The 16,164-nt window shown below is 45.8% G+C and carries 13 protein-coding genes; 9 read left to right on the top strand and 4 right to left on the bottom strand.

The window, feature by feature from the left end:
* Positions 1 to 4: 4 nt before the first annotated feature.
* Positions 5 to 2,269: an Ig-like domain-containing protein gene (locus tag CLV82_RS03180; protein WP_243744132.1), complete on the bottom strand. Its 2,265-nt coding sequence runs from the start codon at positions 2,267 to 2,269 to the stop codon at positions 5 to 7.
* Positions 2,270 to 2,538: 269 nt separating this feature from the next.
* Here CLV82_RS03180 and CLV82_RS03175 point away from each other — a divergent pair, with 269 nt between their 5' ends.
* The 4 genes from CLV82_RS03175 (at position 2,539) to CLV82_RS03160 (ending at position 5,447) form a co-directional block, all read left to right on the top strand.
* On the top strand, positions 2,539 to 4,224 hold the full coding sequence (locus CLV82_RS03175; protein ID WP_133642843.1) for a glutamine--tRNA ligase/YqeY domain fusion protein: 1,686 nt from the start codon (positions 2,539 to 2,541) through the stop codon (positions 4,222 to 4,224).
* 325 nt (positions 4,225 to 4,549) lie between these two features.
* Positions 4,550 to 4,879 (top strand): YtxH domain-containing protein, encoded by a 330-nt coding sequence (locus tag CLV82_RS03170; RefSeq protein ID WP_133642842.1) that lies wholly within the window; start codon positions 4,550 to 4,552, stop codon positions 4,877 to 4,879.
* A 6-nt stretch (positions 4,880 to 4,885) separates the two neighbouring features.
* The gene (locus tag CLV82_RS03165) at positions 4,886 to 5,233 is read left to right on the top strand and encodes a phage holin family protein (protein ID WP_133642841.1); all 348 of its coding nucleotides are present in this window, start codon (positions 4,886 to 4,888) and stop codon (positions 5,231 to 5,233) included.
* Position 5,234: 1 nt separating this feature from the next.
* Positions 5,235 to 5,447 carry a DUF6327 family protein gene (locus tag CLV82_RS03160; protein WP_133642840.1) on the top strand — a complete coding sequence of 71 codons (213 nt, stop codon included), beginning with the start codon at positions 5,235 to 5,237 and terminating at the stop codon, positions 5,445 to 5,447.
* Positions 5,448 to 5,511: 64 nt separating this feature from the next.
* Here the strand turns inward: CLV82_RS03160 and CLV82_RS03155 are convergent, their stop codons facing one another.
* Entirely contained in the window at positions 5,512 to 6,444 is a 933-nt protein-coding gene (locus CLV82_RS03155) for an SPFH domain-containing protein (RefSeq protein ID WP_133642839.1), read from the bottom strand.
* A gap of 141 nt (positions 6,445 to 6,585) precedes the next feature.
* Positions 6,586 to 8,097 (bottom strand): glutamate--tRNA ligase, encoded by a 1,512-nt coding sequence (gltX, locus tag CLV82_RS03150; protein ID WP_133642838.1) that lies wholly within the window; start codon positions 8,095 to 8,097, stop codon positions 6,586 to 6,588.
* A gap of 211 nt (positions 8,098 to 8,308) precedes the next feature.
* Between gltX and CLV82_RS03145 the strand changes: the two genes are divergently transcribed.
* The 5 genes from CLV82_RS03145 (at position 8,309) to CLV82_RS03125 (ending at position 15,689) form a co-directional block, all read left to right on the top strand.
* Positions 8,309 to 11,713: a hypothetical protein gene (locus CLV82_RS03145; RefSeq protein ID WP_243744131.1), complete on the top strand. Its 3,405-nt coding sequence runs from the start codon at positions 8,309 to 8,311 to the stop codon at positions 11,711 to 11,713.
* Positions 11,688 to 12,107, top strand: a complete 420-nt coding sequence (gene ybeY / locus CLV82_RS03140) for an rRNA maturation RNase YbeY (RefSeq protein WP_133642837.1) — start codon at positions 11,688 to 11,690, stop codon at positions 12,105 to 12,107. Before CLV82_RS03145 ends, ybeY begins: the two co-directional genes overlap by 26 nt.
* 11 nt (positions 12,108 to 12,118) lie before the next feature.
* On the top strand, positions 12,119 to 13,987 hold the full coding sequence (gene mnmG / locus CLV82_RS03135) for a tRNA uridine-5-carboxymethylaminomethyl(34) synthesis enzyme MnmG (RefSeq protein WP_133642836.1): 1,869 nt from the start codon (positions 12,119 to 12,121) through the stop codon (positions 13,985 to 13,987).
* 77 nt (positions 13,988 to 14,064) lie between these two features.
* Positions 14,065 to 14,943 carry a class I SAM-dependent methyltransferase gene (locus tag CLV82_RS03130; RefSeq protein WP_243744130.1) on the top strand — a complete coding sequence of 293 codons (879 nt, stop codon included), beginning with the start codon at positions 14,065 to 14,067 and terminating at the stop codon, positions 14,941 to 14,943.
* A 239-nt stretch (positions 14,944 to 15,182) separates the two neighbouring features.
* Positions 15,183 to 15,689 (top strand): OmpH family outer membrane protein, encoded by a 507-nt coding sequence (locus CLV82_RS03125; protein ID WP_133642835.1) that lies wholly within the window; start codon positions 15,183 to 15,185, stop codon positions 15,687 to 15,689.
* 67 nt (positions 15,690 to 15,756) lie between these two features.
* Here CLV82_RS03125 and CLV82_RS03120 read toward each other — a convergent pair whose 3' ends face one another.
* Positions 15,757 to 16,158: a DoxX family protein gene (locus CLV82_RS03120; protein ID WP_133642834.1), complete on the bottom strand. Its 402-nt coding sequence runs from the start codon at positions 16,156 to 16,158 to the stop codon at positions 15,757 to 15,759.
* Positions 16,159 to 16,164 lie beyond the last annotated feature (6 nt).

The raw sequence follows: 16,164 nt of genomic DNA, 5'->3' as shown, positions 1-16,164 counted from the left end.
TTAGTTATCGGATAATAGTTATTGTGCCTTGCTTCAATACGCTGTTCGCATTCTTGATCTTGTAATAGAAGACCATATTCTGTTTTGGAAAAATCCTGGTCGATTCCGGCCAGTTGTTCTTGTAATCTGCCTGGTTAAAGATCTCTTCTCCTCTTTCATTATAGATGATCACGGTTACTTCTTCTTTGTTAGAATAAGAGTTCGGGATAACCCATTGGTCGTTAATTCCGTCGCCATTAACAGAAATAACATTAGGTACTTTAAAGGTGTCCAGGTATTCAACTTTCAGGGACCTGGTAATAGTACAGTTCCCAATTGAGGCAACCAGTAAATAAGAGCCCTCTTCCGTAAAGGTCATAGAGGAGGAATTGCTTCTTTCAGTATTGGAACTGTCATACCACTGGTAAGAATCTCCCCCGCTGGCGGTTACTGTTTTTGAGCTCCCTTCAGGGAAGACAATGGATCCCGGCTGATCCAGGGTGATAAGCGATTCATCTATTGGGGAAATCACGATTTCGTTAGAGAGTAAAGGACAACCGTTGCGCTGTAATACCAACTGGTATATTCCTGGTTCAGTCGTATTCAGGGATTGGTCGCTGCTGCTGATGACCTCGTTGTCCCTGGTCCAGGAGAATGTCTGCCCATCCAGGTCCGTATCCGTACTGATGGTAATGATCTCTCCGTCCCCACAACTGACCAGGCCGGTACTTTCAATCAGCAAAGTTTCATTGACCAGCAATTGTACGTCCAGTGCAGAAGAGGTGCTGGAATACGTATCAATATTTCCTTCAAGGGTGTAACTGCCGTTTTCCGAGGTGTCTGTAAGGCTAATGGTGGCAGCGGTTTCCCCACTGATTGCCACTCCGTCCTTATACCACTGGTAGGTAAAGGAATCTCTCAGGCTGGAAGTTACGTCGGTTTTATTCCCGGCATCATCCAAAGCATTGATCCTTGACACCTCAAGGGCCGTACTTGTATTATCACAGGCAGTATAACTGCCGATATGATCCGTTACGATCTCGAAAGAGACGGGCGCGATAACGGTAGTTATTTCTGATGTGGCGGTAGCCGATGCACAGGCTCCCCCGGTCTGGGTCACCTCGGCATAATAATCACCTTCATCTGCAACATCGTTTATGGTATAGGAATTCGTGGTTGCACCGCTGATGACAGTACCATTCCGGTACCATTGATAGCTTGGATTACTGGCATTAGTACTTACATTCAGTGTTACGCTGTTCCCCGGAAGGATGACCAGCTCCGGGTCATTATCCCGGGAAGCGGTAACATTCCCGGCATTGGTTATAGAAACCGGCGATGATCTTTCCACACAGGCTCCAGGCCCGTATACTTCTACCTGGTAATCTCCTTCAAAATTAGTTACGGAAGCATCTACAGTATATATATGGTCATCTATTGTCGGTGAGGTGACAGGAGTTCCGTCCTTGTACCAGATATACGTAAGCCCGCTGCCGCTGATGTTGGCTTCCAAAGCCTGTACGTCTCCCTCGCAGAGATCTGTTTTGGCGGGTGGGTTGATGGCAATACCAAGACTGCTGCCCACCGTGATATCCATAATATTAGACAAGGTGTTACCAGATCCCGAACATGCACCGTAATCTATCTCTGCATTATACATCCCTGCTGTGGTCACCGTAATACGATCAGATTTTTCTGCGAGAAGGGTTCCACTCCGGTACCAGTTGTATTGATAATCCCCGGAATTGGCCAGGTCGTAAACTTCCAGGGTGATAGAGTTGCCGTCACAGATCTGTGCCGAACCATTCCCGAAATCATCCTCACCCTGCTGACGGATCTTTATTCCTGAATTAACTGACAGGTAATACATCGGGTGTGGATCAGAAGGCGGACTGGTTAAAGCGGGACTAGTACTCCTGACGCGGAAGCGGTAGTTCTCTCCCCGGGTATCCGGCGGAACCTGGAATTGGAAAAAGAAATCGAACACCGTATTCTTGCTGCCATCCCTGGCTAATTCCACCGGGTCGGTAAAATCACCATTGGCATCGGAAAGCTCCAGGATAAATTCGTTGGAGGAGTTCACCAGGGGCGGACTCCATGTAAAGTTCACCCAGTAATCGTTGAACGAACCCGATGCACAGGCTTGTACCCAAGGGCTGGAACCGGGAGGCGGAGACTGGTTGGGAGCTGCTTCCGGCTTCTTCAGGGTCTGGGCAGATGCAAGCATGCCACTGCAGAACAACAGTATACTGAAGAAGAAACGGAATTTGTATCGTAGAATTTGTTTCATATCGGCTTGTAGTTTGGGACTACCGTTTACTAGGATATTTTGATCAATTGTCTGATTCTGAACAAACAGTACATTAATCGCAGTTGGGGAGATGTAATCTGCGGCTGCCTGTATACCTAACAAATATGCCATTTAATCGAAGTGCGGGGAATTTAATGTTGTAGTACGGTAGATTTATGTTGTGAAATCGCGATTCTTGTAGGCTGCGGCTTTAATTATGGGCGGTATGAACGCAATTTTGCTAACTTTGCAGCTTGAAAATATAGCTTATGAAAGACGCGCCACGCTCGCTGAATTTTATAGAACACATCATAGAAGAAGACCTGGAGAAAGGCTTTTCAAAGAATGATCTCCGGTTCAGGTTTCCCCCGGAACCCAATGGTTATCTCCATATAGGCCACGCCAGCTCTATCTGCCTTAATTTCGGATTAGGCCTCAGGTACGATGCACCGGTGAATCTTCGCTTTGATGACACCAACCCTTCCAAGGAGGAAAAAGAATATGTAGAAGCCATCCGCTCCGATGTGGAGTGGCTTGGATTTCAATGGGACAAGGAGTGTTATGCATCCGATTATTTCCAGCAGTTGTACGAATGGGCGGTAATGCTCATCAAGGAAGGTAAGGCTTATATAGACAGCCAGTCGTCTGAAGCTATGGCTGAACAAAAGGGAACCCCGACTGAACCTGGTACGGACAGCCCGTACCGGAACCGGTCTGTAGAGGAGAACCTGCAGTTGTTCGAGGAGATGAAAGCCGGGAAACACGGGGAAGGCACCCATGTGCTCCGGGCGAAGATCGATATGGCAGCCACGAATATGCTGATGCGCGATCCAATCATGTATCGCGTATTACATAAACCTCACCATCGCACAAATACCGATTGGTGTATTTACCCAATGTACGACTGGACGCACGGGGAGAGTGATTATATAGAATCGGTCTCACATTCATTGTGTACGCTCGAATTCGCTCCCCACCGGGAATTGTACAACTGGTTCCTGGACCAGGTGGTGGAAGAGGGCAGGGTGCGGCCAAAACAGCGTGAATTTGCCAGGCGTAATCTGAGCCACACCGTAGTCAGTAAGCGCAAGCTCCTGGAATTGGTAAACCGTGGAATTGTGAAAAGTTGGGATGATCCCAGGATGCCTACCATTTCCGGATTGAGACGAAGGGGCTATACCCCGGAGTCGATCAGAAACTTTGCGGATACCATTGGTATTGCAAAAAGAGAGAACGTGGTGGATGTAAGCCTGCTCGAATTCCATGTGCGGGAGCACCTGAACCAGATCGCCCCCCGGGTTATGGCGGTATTGGACCCAGTTAAACTGGTTATTACCAATTACCCGGAAGGGCAGGAGGAATGGCTGACTGCTGAGAATAACCCTGAGGACCCGGGGGCCGGGGAGCGGGAAGTTCCATTTTCCAGGGAATTATACATCGAGAAAGACGATTTTAAGGAAGAGGCTAATCGCAAATTTTTCCGGCTGAAGCTGGGAGGGGAAGTCAGGCTCAAGAACGGTTACATCATTAAAGCCGAATCCTGCACCAAAGATACCGATGGGAATATTACAGAGATCCAATGTACCTATGACCCGAAAAGTAAGAGTGGTAGCGGAACAGAGGAAAGTCTCAGAAAGGTCAAAGGAACCCTGCACTGGGTTTCTGTGGCCCATGCTATCCCGGCCGAGGTTCGCCTGTACGACCGGCTGTTCAGCCACGAAACCCCGGACGCTGTAAAGGACAGGGATTTTATGGAATTTATTAATCCGGATTCTCTTAAAGTGGTGACCGCTTATATAGAACCAAGTCTTAAAGGCGCGGAGCCGGGGGAACGCTTCCAGTTCCAGAGACTGGGGTATTTTAATATAGACACGGATAGCAAGGCCGGTGCTTTGGTCTTTAACAGGACAGTGCCACTGCGGGACACCTGGGCCAAATTAAAGGACCAGGATTAGTTTCCTACACGATTAATTAAAAACAAACAGGATCCCCCGGGATCCTTTTTTTATGCTTTAAAAGCAGCTTAACGCGCTTAATCTAGCCAGCTTTTGGCGATTAAACTGTTATTCGTGGTTTTCCGATAGTTTTTCATTGGATATGGTTAATACAGCTGGAGGTTTGTGCCTACATTGTCATCAATGAACATAAGTACATACGGGAAGATGTTGAGGATCAGTTATAAACATAAAATTAATAACTGCGACTTCACACATTCTTTCCTTTTTAGTCGTATCTTAAATGTTCGAAAAAAGGAGTATTAACCATAAAAAATTACTGATCATGAATAACAATAGTGGAAATGTATTACTGGCTTTATTAACAGGAGCTGCAATAGGCGGAATCGCCGGTATTCTTTATGCTCCTGATAAAGGAGAAGAGACCAGGAAGAGACTTAAGGACAGTGCCCTTAAAACCCGCGATGACCTTAATGTACGCTTACATAAGGCAGCAGATGAACTGACCAAGACCGCAGACGCCAAGAAAGCTGATTTTGATCGCAGGTTGGACGAGACTATCTCTACCATGAGCTACAAAGCTGATGATATCATCGCTACCCTGGAGAGAAAACTGGCCGATCTACGCAAAAAGAATGCAGAATTGCAGAAATAATAAAGCATGGCTTTCGAAGAACTTAAGGATAATATAGCAGAAGCTGACCGGACCGCACGCTCTTACATAGATACGAGCGCAGAATATTACAAGCTTAAGGCATTTAAATTCCTGATGCAGGCAGTAATGTCCTTCTCTAAAATGCTGATCGTCGGGGTCATTGCTTTCATTGCCTTGTTATTCCTTTCACTCGCGGCTTCCTACGGAATAGGACAGGCCCTTGATAACACTTTCCAGGGGTTCCTGGTGGTGGGTGGTTTCTACCTGTTGGTAGGAATACTGTTTTACCTTGTCCGGGACCGGATCAACAAGCCGCTGCTTAAGAAATTTTCTGAATTTTATTTTGATGACTGATATGTCTAAACGATATGAATCCCTGGCTGAAATCAACCACGATCTCAAGATCCTGGAGTTACAACGCGCGATAGACCGGGAAAACCTGAAATTGAGTTATAAGAATGTGAAAACCCAGTTATACCCGACCAGCTTGCTGGGCGGAATGGGAGGTCTCATCCAGAAAGTTTTTGCCACGCTTGTGGCCAGGAAATTTTTGAAAAAAGTGAGTTAAACAGGTGGTTTAGAAATAAATACAGAAAGACCTTTAAGTATAATATACCTAAAGGTCTTTTTTATTATTCCTTTTTGTCCTTGTTGGATTTCTGTCGCTTCATGGCCTCGCCTATCTGGTTACTGGCTGTAAAAGAAGCGACCATATTGTTGAGCATATCGCTGCCTGCCTGGGGCGAATTTGGAAGAAGAATGAGATTAGTATTAGTGGCTTCGCCTATAGATTGAAGTGTATCGTAATGTTGGGTCACCACGATGAGTGCTGAAGCTTCCTGCGAATTAATACCTACTTTATTCAGTACTTCCACAGATTCTTCCAGTCCCCTCGCGATCTCGCGCCGCTGGTCCGCAATACCCTGTCCCTGGAGACGCTTACTTTCTGCTTCGGCTTTGGCCTTTTCCACGATAAGGATCCTGGCCGCATCTCCTTCAAACTGAGCCGCGATCTTCTCACGCTCAGAAGCGTTGATACGGTTCATGGCCGACTTCACCTGGGCATCCGGGTCAATATCCGTGACCAGGGTCTTTATGATATCGTAACCGTAATCGAGCATGGCATCCTGTAGTTCTGCTTTAACGGCTATAGCAATGTCATCCTTTTTCACAAAGACATCATCCAGTTTCATTTTGGGCACTTCTGCCCGGACTACGTCGAATACGTAAGATGTGATCTGCTCATGGGGATACTCCAGTTTGTAAAAGGCTTCGTATACCTTGCTGCGAATCACCACGTACTGTACGGAGATCTTAAGTTTTACGAAAACATCGTCCCGGGTTTTTGTTTCGACGATCACGTCAAGCTGCTGAATCTTTAAACTTACCTTCCCGGCAATACGATCTACAAGGGGTATTTTCATCTGTAAGCCCGAATTCCGGATACTCTGGAAACGCCCAAATCGTTCCACGATCACGGCGGTTTGTTGTTTTACAACGAAGAAGGAAGAGAGTAACAGCAGTATCCCGAATATTACGATCGGGATTAATAGGAAATTCATCATGTCTGATTGGTTTAAGCTGTGTTAATATACGCAGAGTTCGTAATATCAGTAGGTTAAATTCTGATTTTGTTACAGCAGAAATAAGAAAGGTGTACCACATTGCTGCGATACACCTTTTAAATACTGGGATTAGCTGCTTTCCTAGAGCGTGGCGATGGCTTTTTCTATCCGTGCCCGGGTCTCCTCAGGCCCGATCAGCGAAATGATATCAAATAAATGAGGCCCCTGCATGGCGCCCACGATGGCCAGTCTCAAAGGCGGCATCACCTGCCCAAAAGACAATTCCTCATCCTGTATATGCTTCTTTACAGCCTTTTCGATCTCTTCTGAGGAAAAATCCTGTACAGATAACATCACATTTAGCACATTCCTGAGTATTGCCGGTGTTCCTTCTTTCCATTGTTTGCGCACCGCTTTTTCGTCATGGGATTCGGGCGCAATAAAGAAATACGAACTCAGGGACCAGAGGTCTTGAATAAATGTGGCTCTTTCTTTGACCAGGGCCGTAACTTTTTCGATCGTTTCTATTCCAGGGAGCTCTGCCCCCTTCTCACGAAGGACGTCGTTCAGGAGTGGCTGGAACCTGCGGGCCAGCTCCGCCGCACTCATCTGCTGCAGGTAATGCTGATTATACCATTTAGTTTTTTCAGGATCAAAACGCGCCCCGGATTTGTTTACCCTTTCCAGTGAGAATTGTGCTATTAATTCATCCAGGGTGAATATTTCCTGCTCCGTCCCGGGATTCCATCCTAACATAGCCAGGAAATTGATCACCGCTTCCGGGAGATAGCCGTTTTCCCGGTACCCCTGGGACTCGCCCCACTGCAACGGGAAGACCGGGAATCCAAGTTTTTCTCCATCCCTTTTACTTAGTTTTCCTTTCCCGACCGGTTTCATGATCAGGGGCAGGTGTGCAAAACTGGGGGCTTCCCAGCCAAAGGCATTGTAAAGTAACTGGTGTAGTGCCAGGGAGGGCAACCATTCCTCACCCCTGATCACATGGGTGATCTCCATCAGGTGATCATCCACGATATTGGCCAGGTGGTAGGTGGGCATGCCATCGCTTTTAAACAGGACCTTATCGTCCAGGGTAGCTGTATCGATGGTGATTTTCCCCCGGATAAGATCGTAAAGTTCCAGGCTTTCTTTTTCGGGACTTTTAAACCGGATGACATACTCTGTTCCCGCTTCAATTAGTTTGGAAGTTTCAGATGCTTCCAGGGAAAGAGAGTTCTTAAGTTTGTTCCGGTTATGCCAGTTGTATATAAAAGTTTTCCCTTTGGCTTCATGATCCTTCCTGTGGGCGTCCAGTTCTTCCGCAGTATCAAAGGCGTAATACGCTTTACCTTCTGCGATGAGTTGATCGGCGTATTGTTTATAAATATCCTTGCGTTCACTCTGGCGGTAAGGACCGTGATCTCCTCCAATATGCGGACCTTCATCACAGATAATACCGCACCAGGATAAAGCCTCTGTGATATAGGCTTCCGCTCCTTCAACATACCTGTTCTGGTCTGTATCTTCTATTCTTAGTATGAAATCCCCCCCTTCCTTCTTTGCGAAAAGGTAATTGAATAATGCGGTTCTTACCCCGCCTATATGTAGTGGCCCTGTGGGACTGGGTGCAAAGCGCACCCGGGTTCTCTTGCTCATCACTCCGTTGTTTTGCCCGCAAAGATAAGTCTTAGCAGCATAGCATAAAACCATAGCCATTTACAATCCCAAATTCATGGCAGTATTGACTCCCAGGGGATATTTAACACATTTTTTAAGGCCCCATGATGCCTTAAAAACTATCTTGCTTTACACAAAGATTTTACTACTGGAAACGTTTAAGCATATAAAAGCTCAATTGAACGATTTTATGCGTAGATATTACCTGCGCATGATCGTGAAGGGATTAATGCTGTCAGCGGCATTGGTTCTGCTGTACCTCTTGCTTGTCTTAGCCCTGGAATACTTTTTTTGGTTAAACAGCACCCTGAGATCCATTCTGTTCTGGAGTGTGGTTCTGTTGACAATTGCCATGCTCAGCTATTATGTGTTTATACCGCTCTTGCGCCTGTTCAGGATCAAGAAGGGAATCACAGAAAAACAGGCATCAGCGATTATAGGGCAGCATTTTTCCGAGGTAGGGGATAAACTGGTGAACCTGCTGGATCTTGCCGGGGATGATCATAAAAGCGAGTTATTGCTTGCCAGCATAGAACAGCGCTCCTCCGCACTGCGAAACATTCCTTTTAGCCAAGCATTGCAATTCAGGAAAGTCTATACTAATGCGAAATACCTTCTAATTCCCTTCCTAATTTTTGGGATCATATGGGTTTCGGGTAACCTGGACTCCTTTGCCGCCTCTTATAAAAGGGTGGTTGATTACGCTACGTATTATGAACCACCCGCACCTTTCATCTTTGTCCTGCAACCCATGGAACTCAGGGTCCTGAAGCATCAACCTGTTCGTATCGAAGTCAGCACAGAAGGGGAGGTCAGGCCGGAGAACGTACAGCTGGTACTTAATGGGCGTAATATCCTTATGCAGGAAGACAACGGCAACTATAGTTATACCATTAAACCACCGCAGGCCGATGCATCATTTTATTTTTCCGCTGCGGGCATACGCTCGGAGACATACGAGGTAAAGGCACTGGAGATTCCAGAGATACAGGATTTTATTCTGCGGCTGGACTATCCAGATTACCTGGACCGGGAGAATGATGAAATTAAAAGTACCGGCAACGCGACTATACCGGAAGGCACCCTGGTTGAGTGGGATCTTAGGGCACAGCACACCGGGGATATAAGGATTCATATGGAGGATTCGGTTATCCGGTTGGATAACAGGGCTAACACTTTTTCATATCAACAAAGAATATACCGTGGCACCAAATACCGGATAATTACCTCGAATGAAAATGTGAATGACTTTGAGAAACTTGAATACGAGCTGGAGGTTATTCCCGATGCTCATCCCCAGCTGGAAGTGATACAGCAAATGGACTCTATCAACCCACAACTCAGTTATTTCATAGGCACCGCTACGGATGATCATGGAATAGAACAGCTCGGCGTCACTTATTACCCTGAGGGACAGGATGATAAAGCTGAATACGTGCTGTTAGAGCGCCCTGGCGCCGTGCTGCACGATTTCTTTTATACCTGGCCCAGCGGGCTCGATATTGAACAAGGGGTTACGTATGAGCTGTATTTTTCTGCAAGGGACAACGACGGCTTAAGGAACGGGAAGACAACAAACAGCCGGGTTTTTACCTTAAAGATCCTGGACGAGGTTGAGATAAGAGATAAGCAGTTAGAGCAACAGAACAGGACCATTAAAAATCTGGGTAAGACCTTAGAGAATCTTAAGGATCAGAGAAAGGCGCTGGAAGAGCTCAACAAAGACCAAAAAGAAAAGGATATGCTGGAGTTCAACGACCAGCAGAAAGTGTCGGATTTTCTCCGTAAACAGGAACAACAAGAGGAGATGATGGGAAAATTTGCGAAGGAGCTCAAGGAAAACCTGCAATCCCTGGACAAAAGTGATAAAGAGAATAAGTTACTGCAGGAACGCCTTGAAAGGCAGGAAATGTTGGCCAGGAAGAATGAGCGACTCCTTGAGGAGTTGAACAAGGTGGCAGATAGGATAGAAAAGGAGGATCTTCAGAACAGGCTGGAAGAGCTTGCAAAAGATCAAAAGAATAACGCCAGGAGCCTTGAGCAGTTGCTCGAGCTAACGAAACGGTATTATGTCACGGAGAAGGCGGCCCAGCTGGCATTTGAATTGGAAAAACAGGCAAATCAGCAACAGGCCCAGGCAGAATCCGTGGCAGCAAAGGATTCCCTGCTACAGGAACAGGAAAAATTAAATAAGGCATTTGAAAAGACCGGGCGGGAAATGGATTCACTGCTCAAGGATAATGAGCAATTGAAAAAGCCCCTTGAACTTCCTTTTGATGAAGAAAAAAAACAGGGAGTAGAAGAAGACCAGGAAAAGGCCCTGGAGGAACTTAAAAAGGTAAGTCCACAAAGTAACAATGGGAATTCGGATAAAGAGAATAGGGAAAAGGCAAGTCAGCAACAGAAATCCGCTGCGCAAAAGCTGAAGGAAATGGCAGAAGCTTTGCAAAAGGCGGGTTCCTCTGCCGGAGGAAGCGAGGGAATGGCAGAGGATGCGGAAATGCTCAGGCAGATCCTTGACAACCTGATTAAATTCTCGTTTAAACAGGAGTGCCTCTATGATCAACTTTCCCAGAGGGAGTCAGAACTCGCTCCCTATGGAGAACTTGTCAAGGACCAGCAACAACTGCAGCAATTGTTTACCCATGTAGATGACAGTCTTTTCGCTTTGTCATTAAGAAGGTCAGAATTGTCAGAATTTGTAAATGAGCAGATCGGGGAGGTTTATTATAACATAGATAAAACATTAGAGAGCCTGACGGAAAGCCAGGTTTACCAGGGTGCATCCTACCAGCAATACGTGATCACGGCAGCTAACAACCTGGCTGATTTCCTAGCGGATATCCTGGAGAATATGCAGCAAAGCCTGCAACAGGGACCCGGTTCAGGACAGCAGGAGGGTGGGTTCCAGTTGCCTGATATCATAAAAGGACAGGGAGAATTACAACAACAGATGGGCCAGATGGGTAATAAAGGCGAAGGTTCTAAGGGTGAAGGTCAGGATGCAGGAATGGGTGAAGGTGAGCAGGGAAAAGATCAAGGAAACGGCGATAGTTCTGGTAAGGGGGAGAAGAACGGATCCGGGAAAGATGGAAAGGAAAATGGGTCAGGGAAGAACGGTTCAGAGGGAGAAGGACCGGGCCCGGGAGGCAGTGAGGACTCGCTGGAAGAAATATATGGGATATACAAAAAACAACAACGGTTACGGCAGCAATTAGAGAAACAATTAGAGGATATGATAAGTGCCGAGGAAAGGGCCTTAACGCAACGCTTACTGAGACAGATGGAGGATTTTGAAAATGATCTGCTGGAGAACGGAATTACCGAACGCAGTATGACTAAAGTCAATATGATCCGGCAACAGTTGATGAAACTGGAAAATGCGGCCCTGGAGCAAGGAGAAAAAGAGGAAAGAGAGAGCAGGAGTAACGAACAACTCTTTGATACCCCGATTACTACGAAGCCCACAGGCCTTGAGAAATATACCCCTGAAATTGAGTTATTAGACAGACAAGCCTTACCTTTGCGGCAAAATTTGAAAACCCGCGTAAAAGAATATTTTAAAAGGAATGATAGAGTATCACTACCAGACTGATTTTGAACTGGAGAATGAAGAAAAATATACCGAATGGTTGGAAAAGGTAGTAGCTAGTGAGGAATATGAACTGGATTCCCTGAACTATATCTTCTGTTCCGATGAAGAGTTGTTAGGGATCAACAAGCAACATTTGGGACATGATTATTATACCGATATCATCACTTTCGAATATGGTGAAGAAAATGTAATCTTCAGTGATATCTTTATTTCAATTGACAGGATCAAGGATAATGCTGTTGATCTGAACCTTGAAGTAGATGAAGAATTAAGAAGAGTAATGTGCCATGGATTGCTGCATATGATGGGGTATAGCGACAAAACGGAGAAGGAGAAAGTAACAATGCGCGGAAAGGAAAATGAGAAAATGGAAATGTTCCACGTGGAACAATAATGATGTTAGCTATGTTTAATGAGCAATATGATGTAATAGTTGTTGGAGGGGGTCATGCCGGGGCAGAGGCCGCAGCTGCAGCTGCGAATCTCGGTTCTAAAACTTTATTGGCGACTATGAACCTGCAGACCATCGGGCAAATGTCATGCAATCCTGCTATGGGTGGAATTGCAAAGGGACAGATAGTCCGTGAGATGGATGCCATGGGTGGTTACAGCGGAATTGTTACCGATCGTTCGGCCATACAGTTCAAAATGCTTAATAAATCCAAAGGCCCTGCCATGTGGAGTCCAAGGGCTCAGAATGACAGGATGCGATTTGCAGAAGAGTGGAGATTAATGCTTGAAAGAACTCCCAATGTAGATTTTTACCAGGAAATGGTACAAGGTCTGATTGTGGAAGGTAATAGGGTGGTAGGCGTCCGAACATCCCTTGGTTTAGAGATCAAAGCTAAAGCCGTCATATTAACGAATGGTACATTCCTGAATGGACTCATTCACATAGGGGACAAACAATTTGGTGGGGGCCGGGCCGGTGAAAAGGCGGCAACAGGCATTACCGAACAGTTGGTATCTTTTGGTTTCGAAAGTGGTAGAATGAAGACGGGTACGCCACCACGCGTAGACGGCCGCTCCTTGGATTATTCAAAAATGATCCCGCAACCGGGCGATGATAACCCTGAACGTTTTTCTTTTTTAGACACTCCGGTTCTTAAAGAACAACGAGAGTGCTACATGACACATACCAGTGCTACGGTTCATGATTTACTGAAAGAAGGATTTGATCGTTCCCCGATGTTCAACGGGCGAATCAAAAGTATTGGCCCCAGGTACTGTCCTTCTATAGAGGATAAAATCAACCGTTTCGCGGATAAGGACAGCCACCAGTTATTTGTAGAACCGGAAGGGTGGGATACCGTGGAAGTATATGTAAATGGCTTTTCTACCTCCCTGCCGGAAGATGTACAATTTAAGGCCCTGAGATCAGTAAAAGGATTTGAGAAGGTAAAATTCTTCCGTCCCGGCTATGCTATAGAATATGATTATTTTCCGCCTACACAATTAAAACACACCCTGGAGACCAAACTGGTGGAGAATCTCTATTTCGCCGGACAGATCAATGGGACGACAGGATATGAAGAGGCTGCATCCCAGGGAATGATGGCCGGAATCAACGCACACCTGAAAATAAATGAAAAAGATCCTTTTATCCTGAAAAGAGATGAAGCTTATATCGGGGTCTTAATAGATGATCTGATCACCAAAGGAACAGAAGAACCTTACCGAATGTTTACTTCCAGGGCTGAGTATCGCACCTTATTGAGGCAGGATAATGCCGATCTGCGTCTTACCCCGCGCAGTTTTGAGATTGGTTTAGCGAGCGAAGAGCGGATGAGGCGAATGGAAGAGAAGGAAAGAAAATCCCAGGCATTTGTGGATTTTTTCAGGAATACTAGCTACCAGCCTGAAGAGATCAATCCTATCCTGGAAGAAGTCAATTCCTCCACGGTAGGGCAGGCGGATAAAATGTTCAAGGTTTTTGCCAGGCCGCAGGTAACGATGGACCACATGATGCAACTCGAGAAAGTATCCGGGTTTGTTACAGAGCACGAACTGGACAGGGAAGTGATGGAACAAGCCGAAATACAGGTCAAATATTCAGGTTATATTGAAAAGGAAAAACTGAATGCGGATAAACTCCAGCGCCTGGAAAACATCAATATTCCTGAGAACTTTGATTATAGTAAATTAAAATCACTTTCCTTTGAGGCCCGGGAAAAACTGGAAAAAATACGGCCGGTAACCATCTCCCAGGCATCCCGTATCAGCGGAGTTTCGCCCAGCGACATCAGCGTGCTGCTGGTTTTCCTGGGGAGGTAAATATATAATGTTCCACGTGGAACATATAAGATCAGCAGGAAGTTAATCGCTTCCTGCTTTTTAATTCATTCAGTTTCATGACACCTGCAACTGCGATCGATTTACAGAAGATTGAATTCCCGGAACTGTTCCTGGAAACCGTGGATTATGCGAATAGTGGAGAGGTATTCCGCCTGCACCGCAATGCGGATCTCGATATGTTAAAGACAACACCTCTGCCTAATACTTTGCATAGGTACTATGAAGGGGAATATATCTCACATTCTGATTCCAGGAGAACGTTGATGCATAAAATATACCAATTGGTAAAGCGGTATATGATGTCCAGAAAATTGAAGATGATCGAACCTCACCTAAATAAGGGCGAAAGACTTTTGGATATTGGGGCCGGTTCCGGGGATTGGATCGGTTATGCAAAATCGCGTTCCTGGCTATGTGAGGGAATTGAACCAAATCCGGATGCCCGGAAAAAGGCAGAGCTGAAAGGAGTGAATTTAGTTTCATCATTTGAAGACTTAAAAGAAAACCGCTACGACCTTGTTACCATGTGGCATGTCCTGGAACATTTACCGGATCCGGCAGCGACCATAAAAAAATTAAAACAGCTTCTTGATGATGACGGTTTGCTGGTAGTGGCCATGCCAAATTTCAGATCCTTAGACGCGGAGCATTATGGGAAATTTTGGGCAGCCCTGGATGTGCCTCGTCATATCTGGCATTTTTCCAGAAGATCCGTTCATCACTTATTTAAGACCCATGGATTTGAAGTGATAAAAGAACAAGCCTTGATCTTTGATGCTTTCTATGTCTCCCTTCTCTCTGAAAAATTTAAGCACGGAAAACCACGGCCCATTGCAGGACTATGGAACGGCTTGCGGTCCAATTTAAGCGCAAGTCGTACCGGGGAGTATTCATCCGTGGTCTACCTGCTGCGTCCTGAACGCAGAAAGGCCTGAGAGGCGATTTGCGGGCTTTTCTGCCTGCGGATGTGCAATCATATATAAAGATGGAAGAACAGCCCCTAAAAGCCCTTGTAAATAGCAGTATTTTAATTGATTATGTCTATGTTGTATAATATAATTATAAATACTATCTATATATTGAAAATGATCGAGACGCAGGCTTGGAATCCCTTGGATAAAAATAAGCCGGTTTGTAAATGCTTTTTTATTTTTGCCATCTTAAACTAAACCTTATGAAACACTTTTTGATTGCAATTGCCCTGTTAGGGCTTATCGGTTGCCAGGAGCAAAAGATCGGATATGTAGACAGCGTAAAGCTGATGGAAGGATATCAGGAGAAGAAAGATATCGAGGCAAAGTACAAACTACGTACAGACAGCCTGACGAAAAAAAGGGACAGCATCTCTCAGGCATTCCAGGCAGAAGCACAGGCGTTCCAGTCAGAGGCACAGAAAATGTCTCAGCAGAAGGCACAGGAGGAGTATGGAAAGCTGCAGCAACGCGGACAGCAGATCGGGCAGCAGTTACAAATGGCAGAGCAGCAGATGCAGATGGAAGGCCAGACAGAAATGGACAGCCTGGTCAATAAGGTACGCAAAGTGGTTCGGGAGTACGGCGAAAACAACGGCTATACCTTTATCCTTGGAGGAGGAGACGGCGGTAGTGTTCTCTACGGAGAAGAGAGCAAAGACCTTACAGAGGATATCCTGAAGGTGCTGAATGACTCCTACGAGAAGTAATCTTCTATAGACGAAAACAGAAAAGGGCCCCTGGAGGCCCTTTTTTTTATGTCTTATGCTTAACGAACTACAATGGCTGCAGCAGGTAAACCAGGAATACTGCAGGGATAAAATATACCGCGATGGTCTTTGCTCCCTCGTAATCCTTGGCCAGTCTCTGACCAAATAAGAGCATCAGCAGGGCTATACAGGAAAGTACAGCACCATAAAGAGCCATGGTTTTTTCTCCTTCCCCTACCAGCTGGTAAATGCCCAGTGCACAAAATATTCCGGCCGCCATTTCGGTAATCAAAACGGTCATTAAAAGTGCCGGCACCATTTTCGCCAGGGGTGTTTCTTCAAAATGACCTTTTAGCCACCCCAGGTTTCCTGACCAGTCTATTACCTTATCAATAGCGCTTTGCAAAAAGGTAATGATCAGGAAGACTAAAATGAGTAATTCCGTAGGATACGTCAAAAATGGATTCATGGTTTA

Origin of the sequence: Zeaxanthinibacter enoshimensis (assembly GCF_004362865.1) — a bacterium.
GTDB classification, from domain to species: domain Bacteria; phylum Bacteroidota; class Bacteroidia; order Flavobacteriales; family Flavobacteriaceae; genus Zeaxanthinibacter; species Zeaxanthinibacter enoshimensis.
This window is presented reverse-complemented; position numbering and strand designations above follow the sequence as displayed.

What these genes read in the sequence shown, in the direction of transcription:
- CLV82_RS03180 (WP_243744132.1), bottom strand. Translation starts at nt 2,269, where the DNA reads ATGAAACAAATTCTACGATACAAATTCCGTTTCTTCTTCAGTATACTG.
- CLV82_RS03175 (WP_133642843.1), top strand. Translation starts at nt 2,539, where the DNA reads ATGAAAGACGCGCCACGCTCGCTGAATTTTATAGAACACATCATAGAA.
- CLV82_RS03170 (WP_133642842.1), top strand. Translation starts at nt 4,550, where the DNA reads ATGAATAACAATAGTGGAAATGTATTACTGGCTTTATTAACAGGAGCT.
- CLV82_RS03165 (WP_133642841.1), top strand. Translation starts at nt 4,886, where the DNA reads ATGGCTTTCGAAGAACTTAAGGATAATATAGCAGAAGCTGACCGGACC.
- CLV82_RS03160 (WP_133642840.1), top strand. Translation starts at nt 5,235, where the DNA reads ATGTCTAAACGATATGAATCCCTGGCTGAAATCAACCACGATCTCAAG.
- CLV82_RS03155 (WP_133642839.1), bottom strand. Translation starts at nt 6,444, where the DNA reads ATGATGAATTTCCTATTAATCCCGATCGTAATATTCGGGATACTGCTG.
- gltX (WP_133642838.1), bottom strand. Translation starts at nt 8,097, where the DNA reads ATGAGCAAGAGAACCCGGGTGCGCTTTGCACCCAGTCCCACAGGGCCA.
- CLV82_RS03145 (WP_243744131.1), top strand. Translation starts at nt 8,309, where the DNA reads ATGCGTAGATATTACCTGCGCATGATCGTGAAGGGATTAATGCTGTCA.
- ybeY (WP_133642837.1), top strand. Translation starts at nt 11,688, where the DNA reads ATGATAGAGTATCACTACCAGACTGATTTTGAACTGGAGAATGAAGAA.
- mnmG (WP_133642836.1), top strand. Translation starts at nt 12,119, where the DNA reads ATGTTTAATGAGCAATATGATGTAATAGTTGTTGGAGGGGGTCATGCC.
- CLV82_RS03130 (WP_243744130.1), top strand. Translation starts at nt 14,065, where the DNA reads ATGACACCTGCAACTGCGATCGATTTACAGAAGATTGAATTCCCGGAA.
- CLV82_RS03125 (WP_133642835.1), top strand. Translation starts at nt 15,183, where the DNA reads ATGAAACACTTTTTGATTGCAATTGCCCTGTTAGGGCTTATCGGTTGC.
- CLV82_RS03120 (WP_133642834.1), bottom strand. Translation starts at nt 16,158, where the DNA reads ATGAATCCATTTTTGACGTATCCTACGGAATTACTCATTTTAGTCTTC.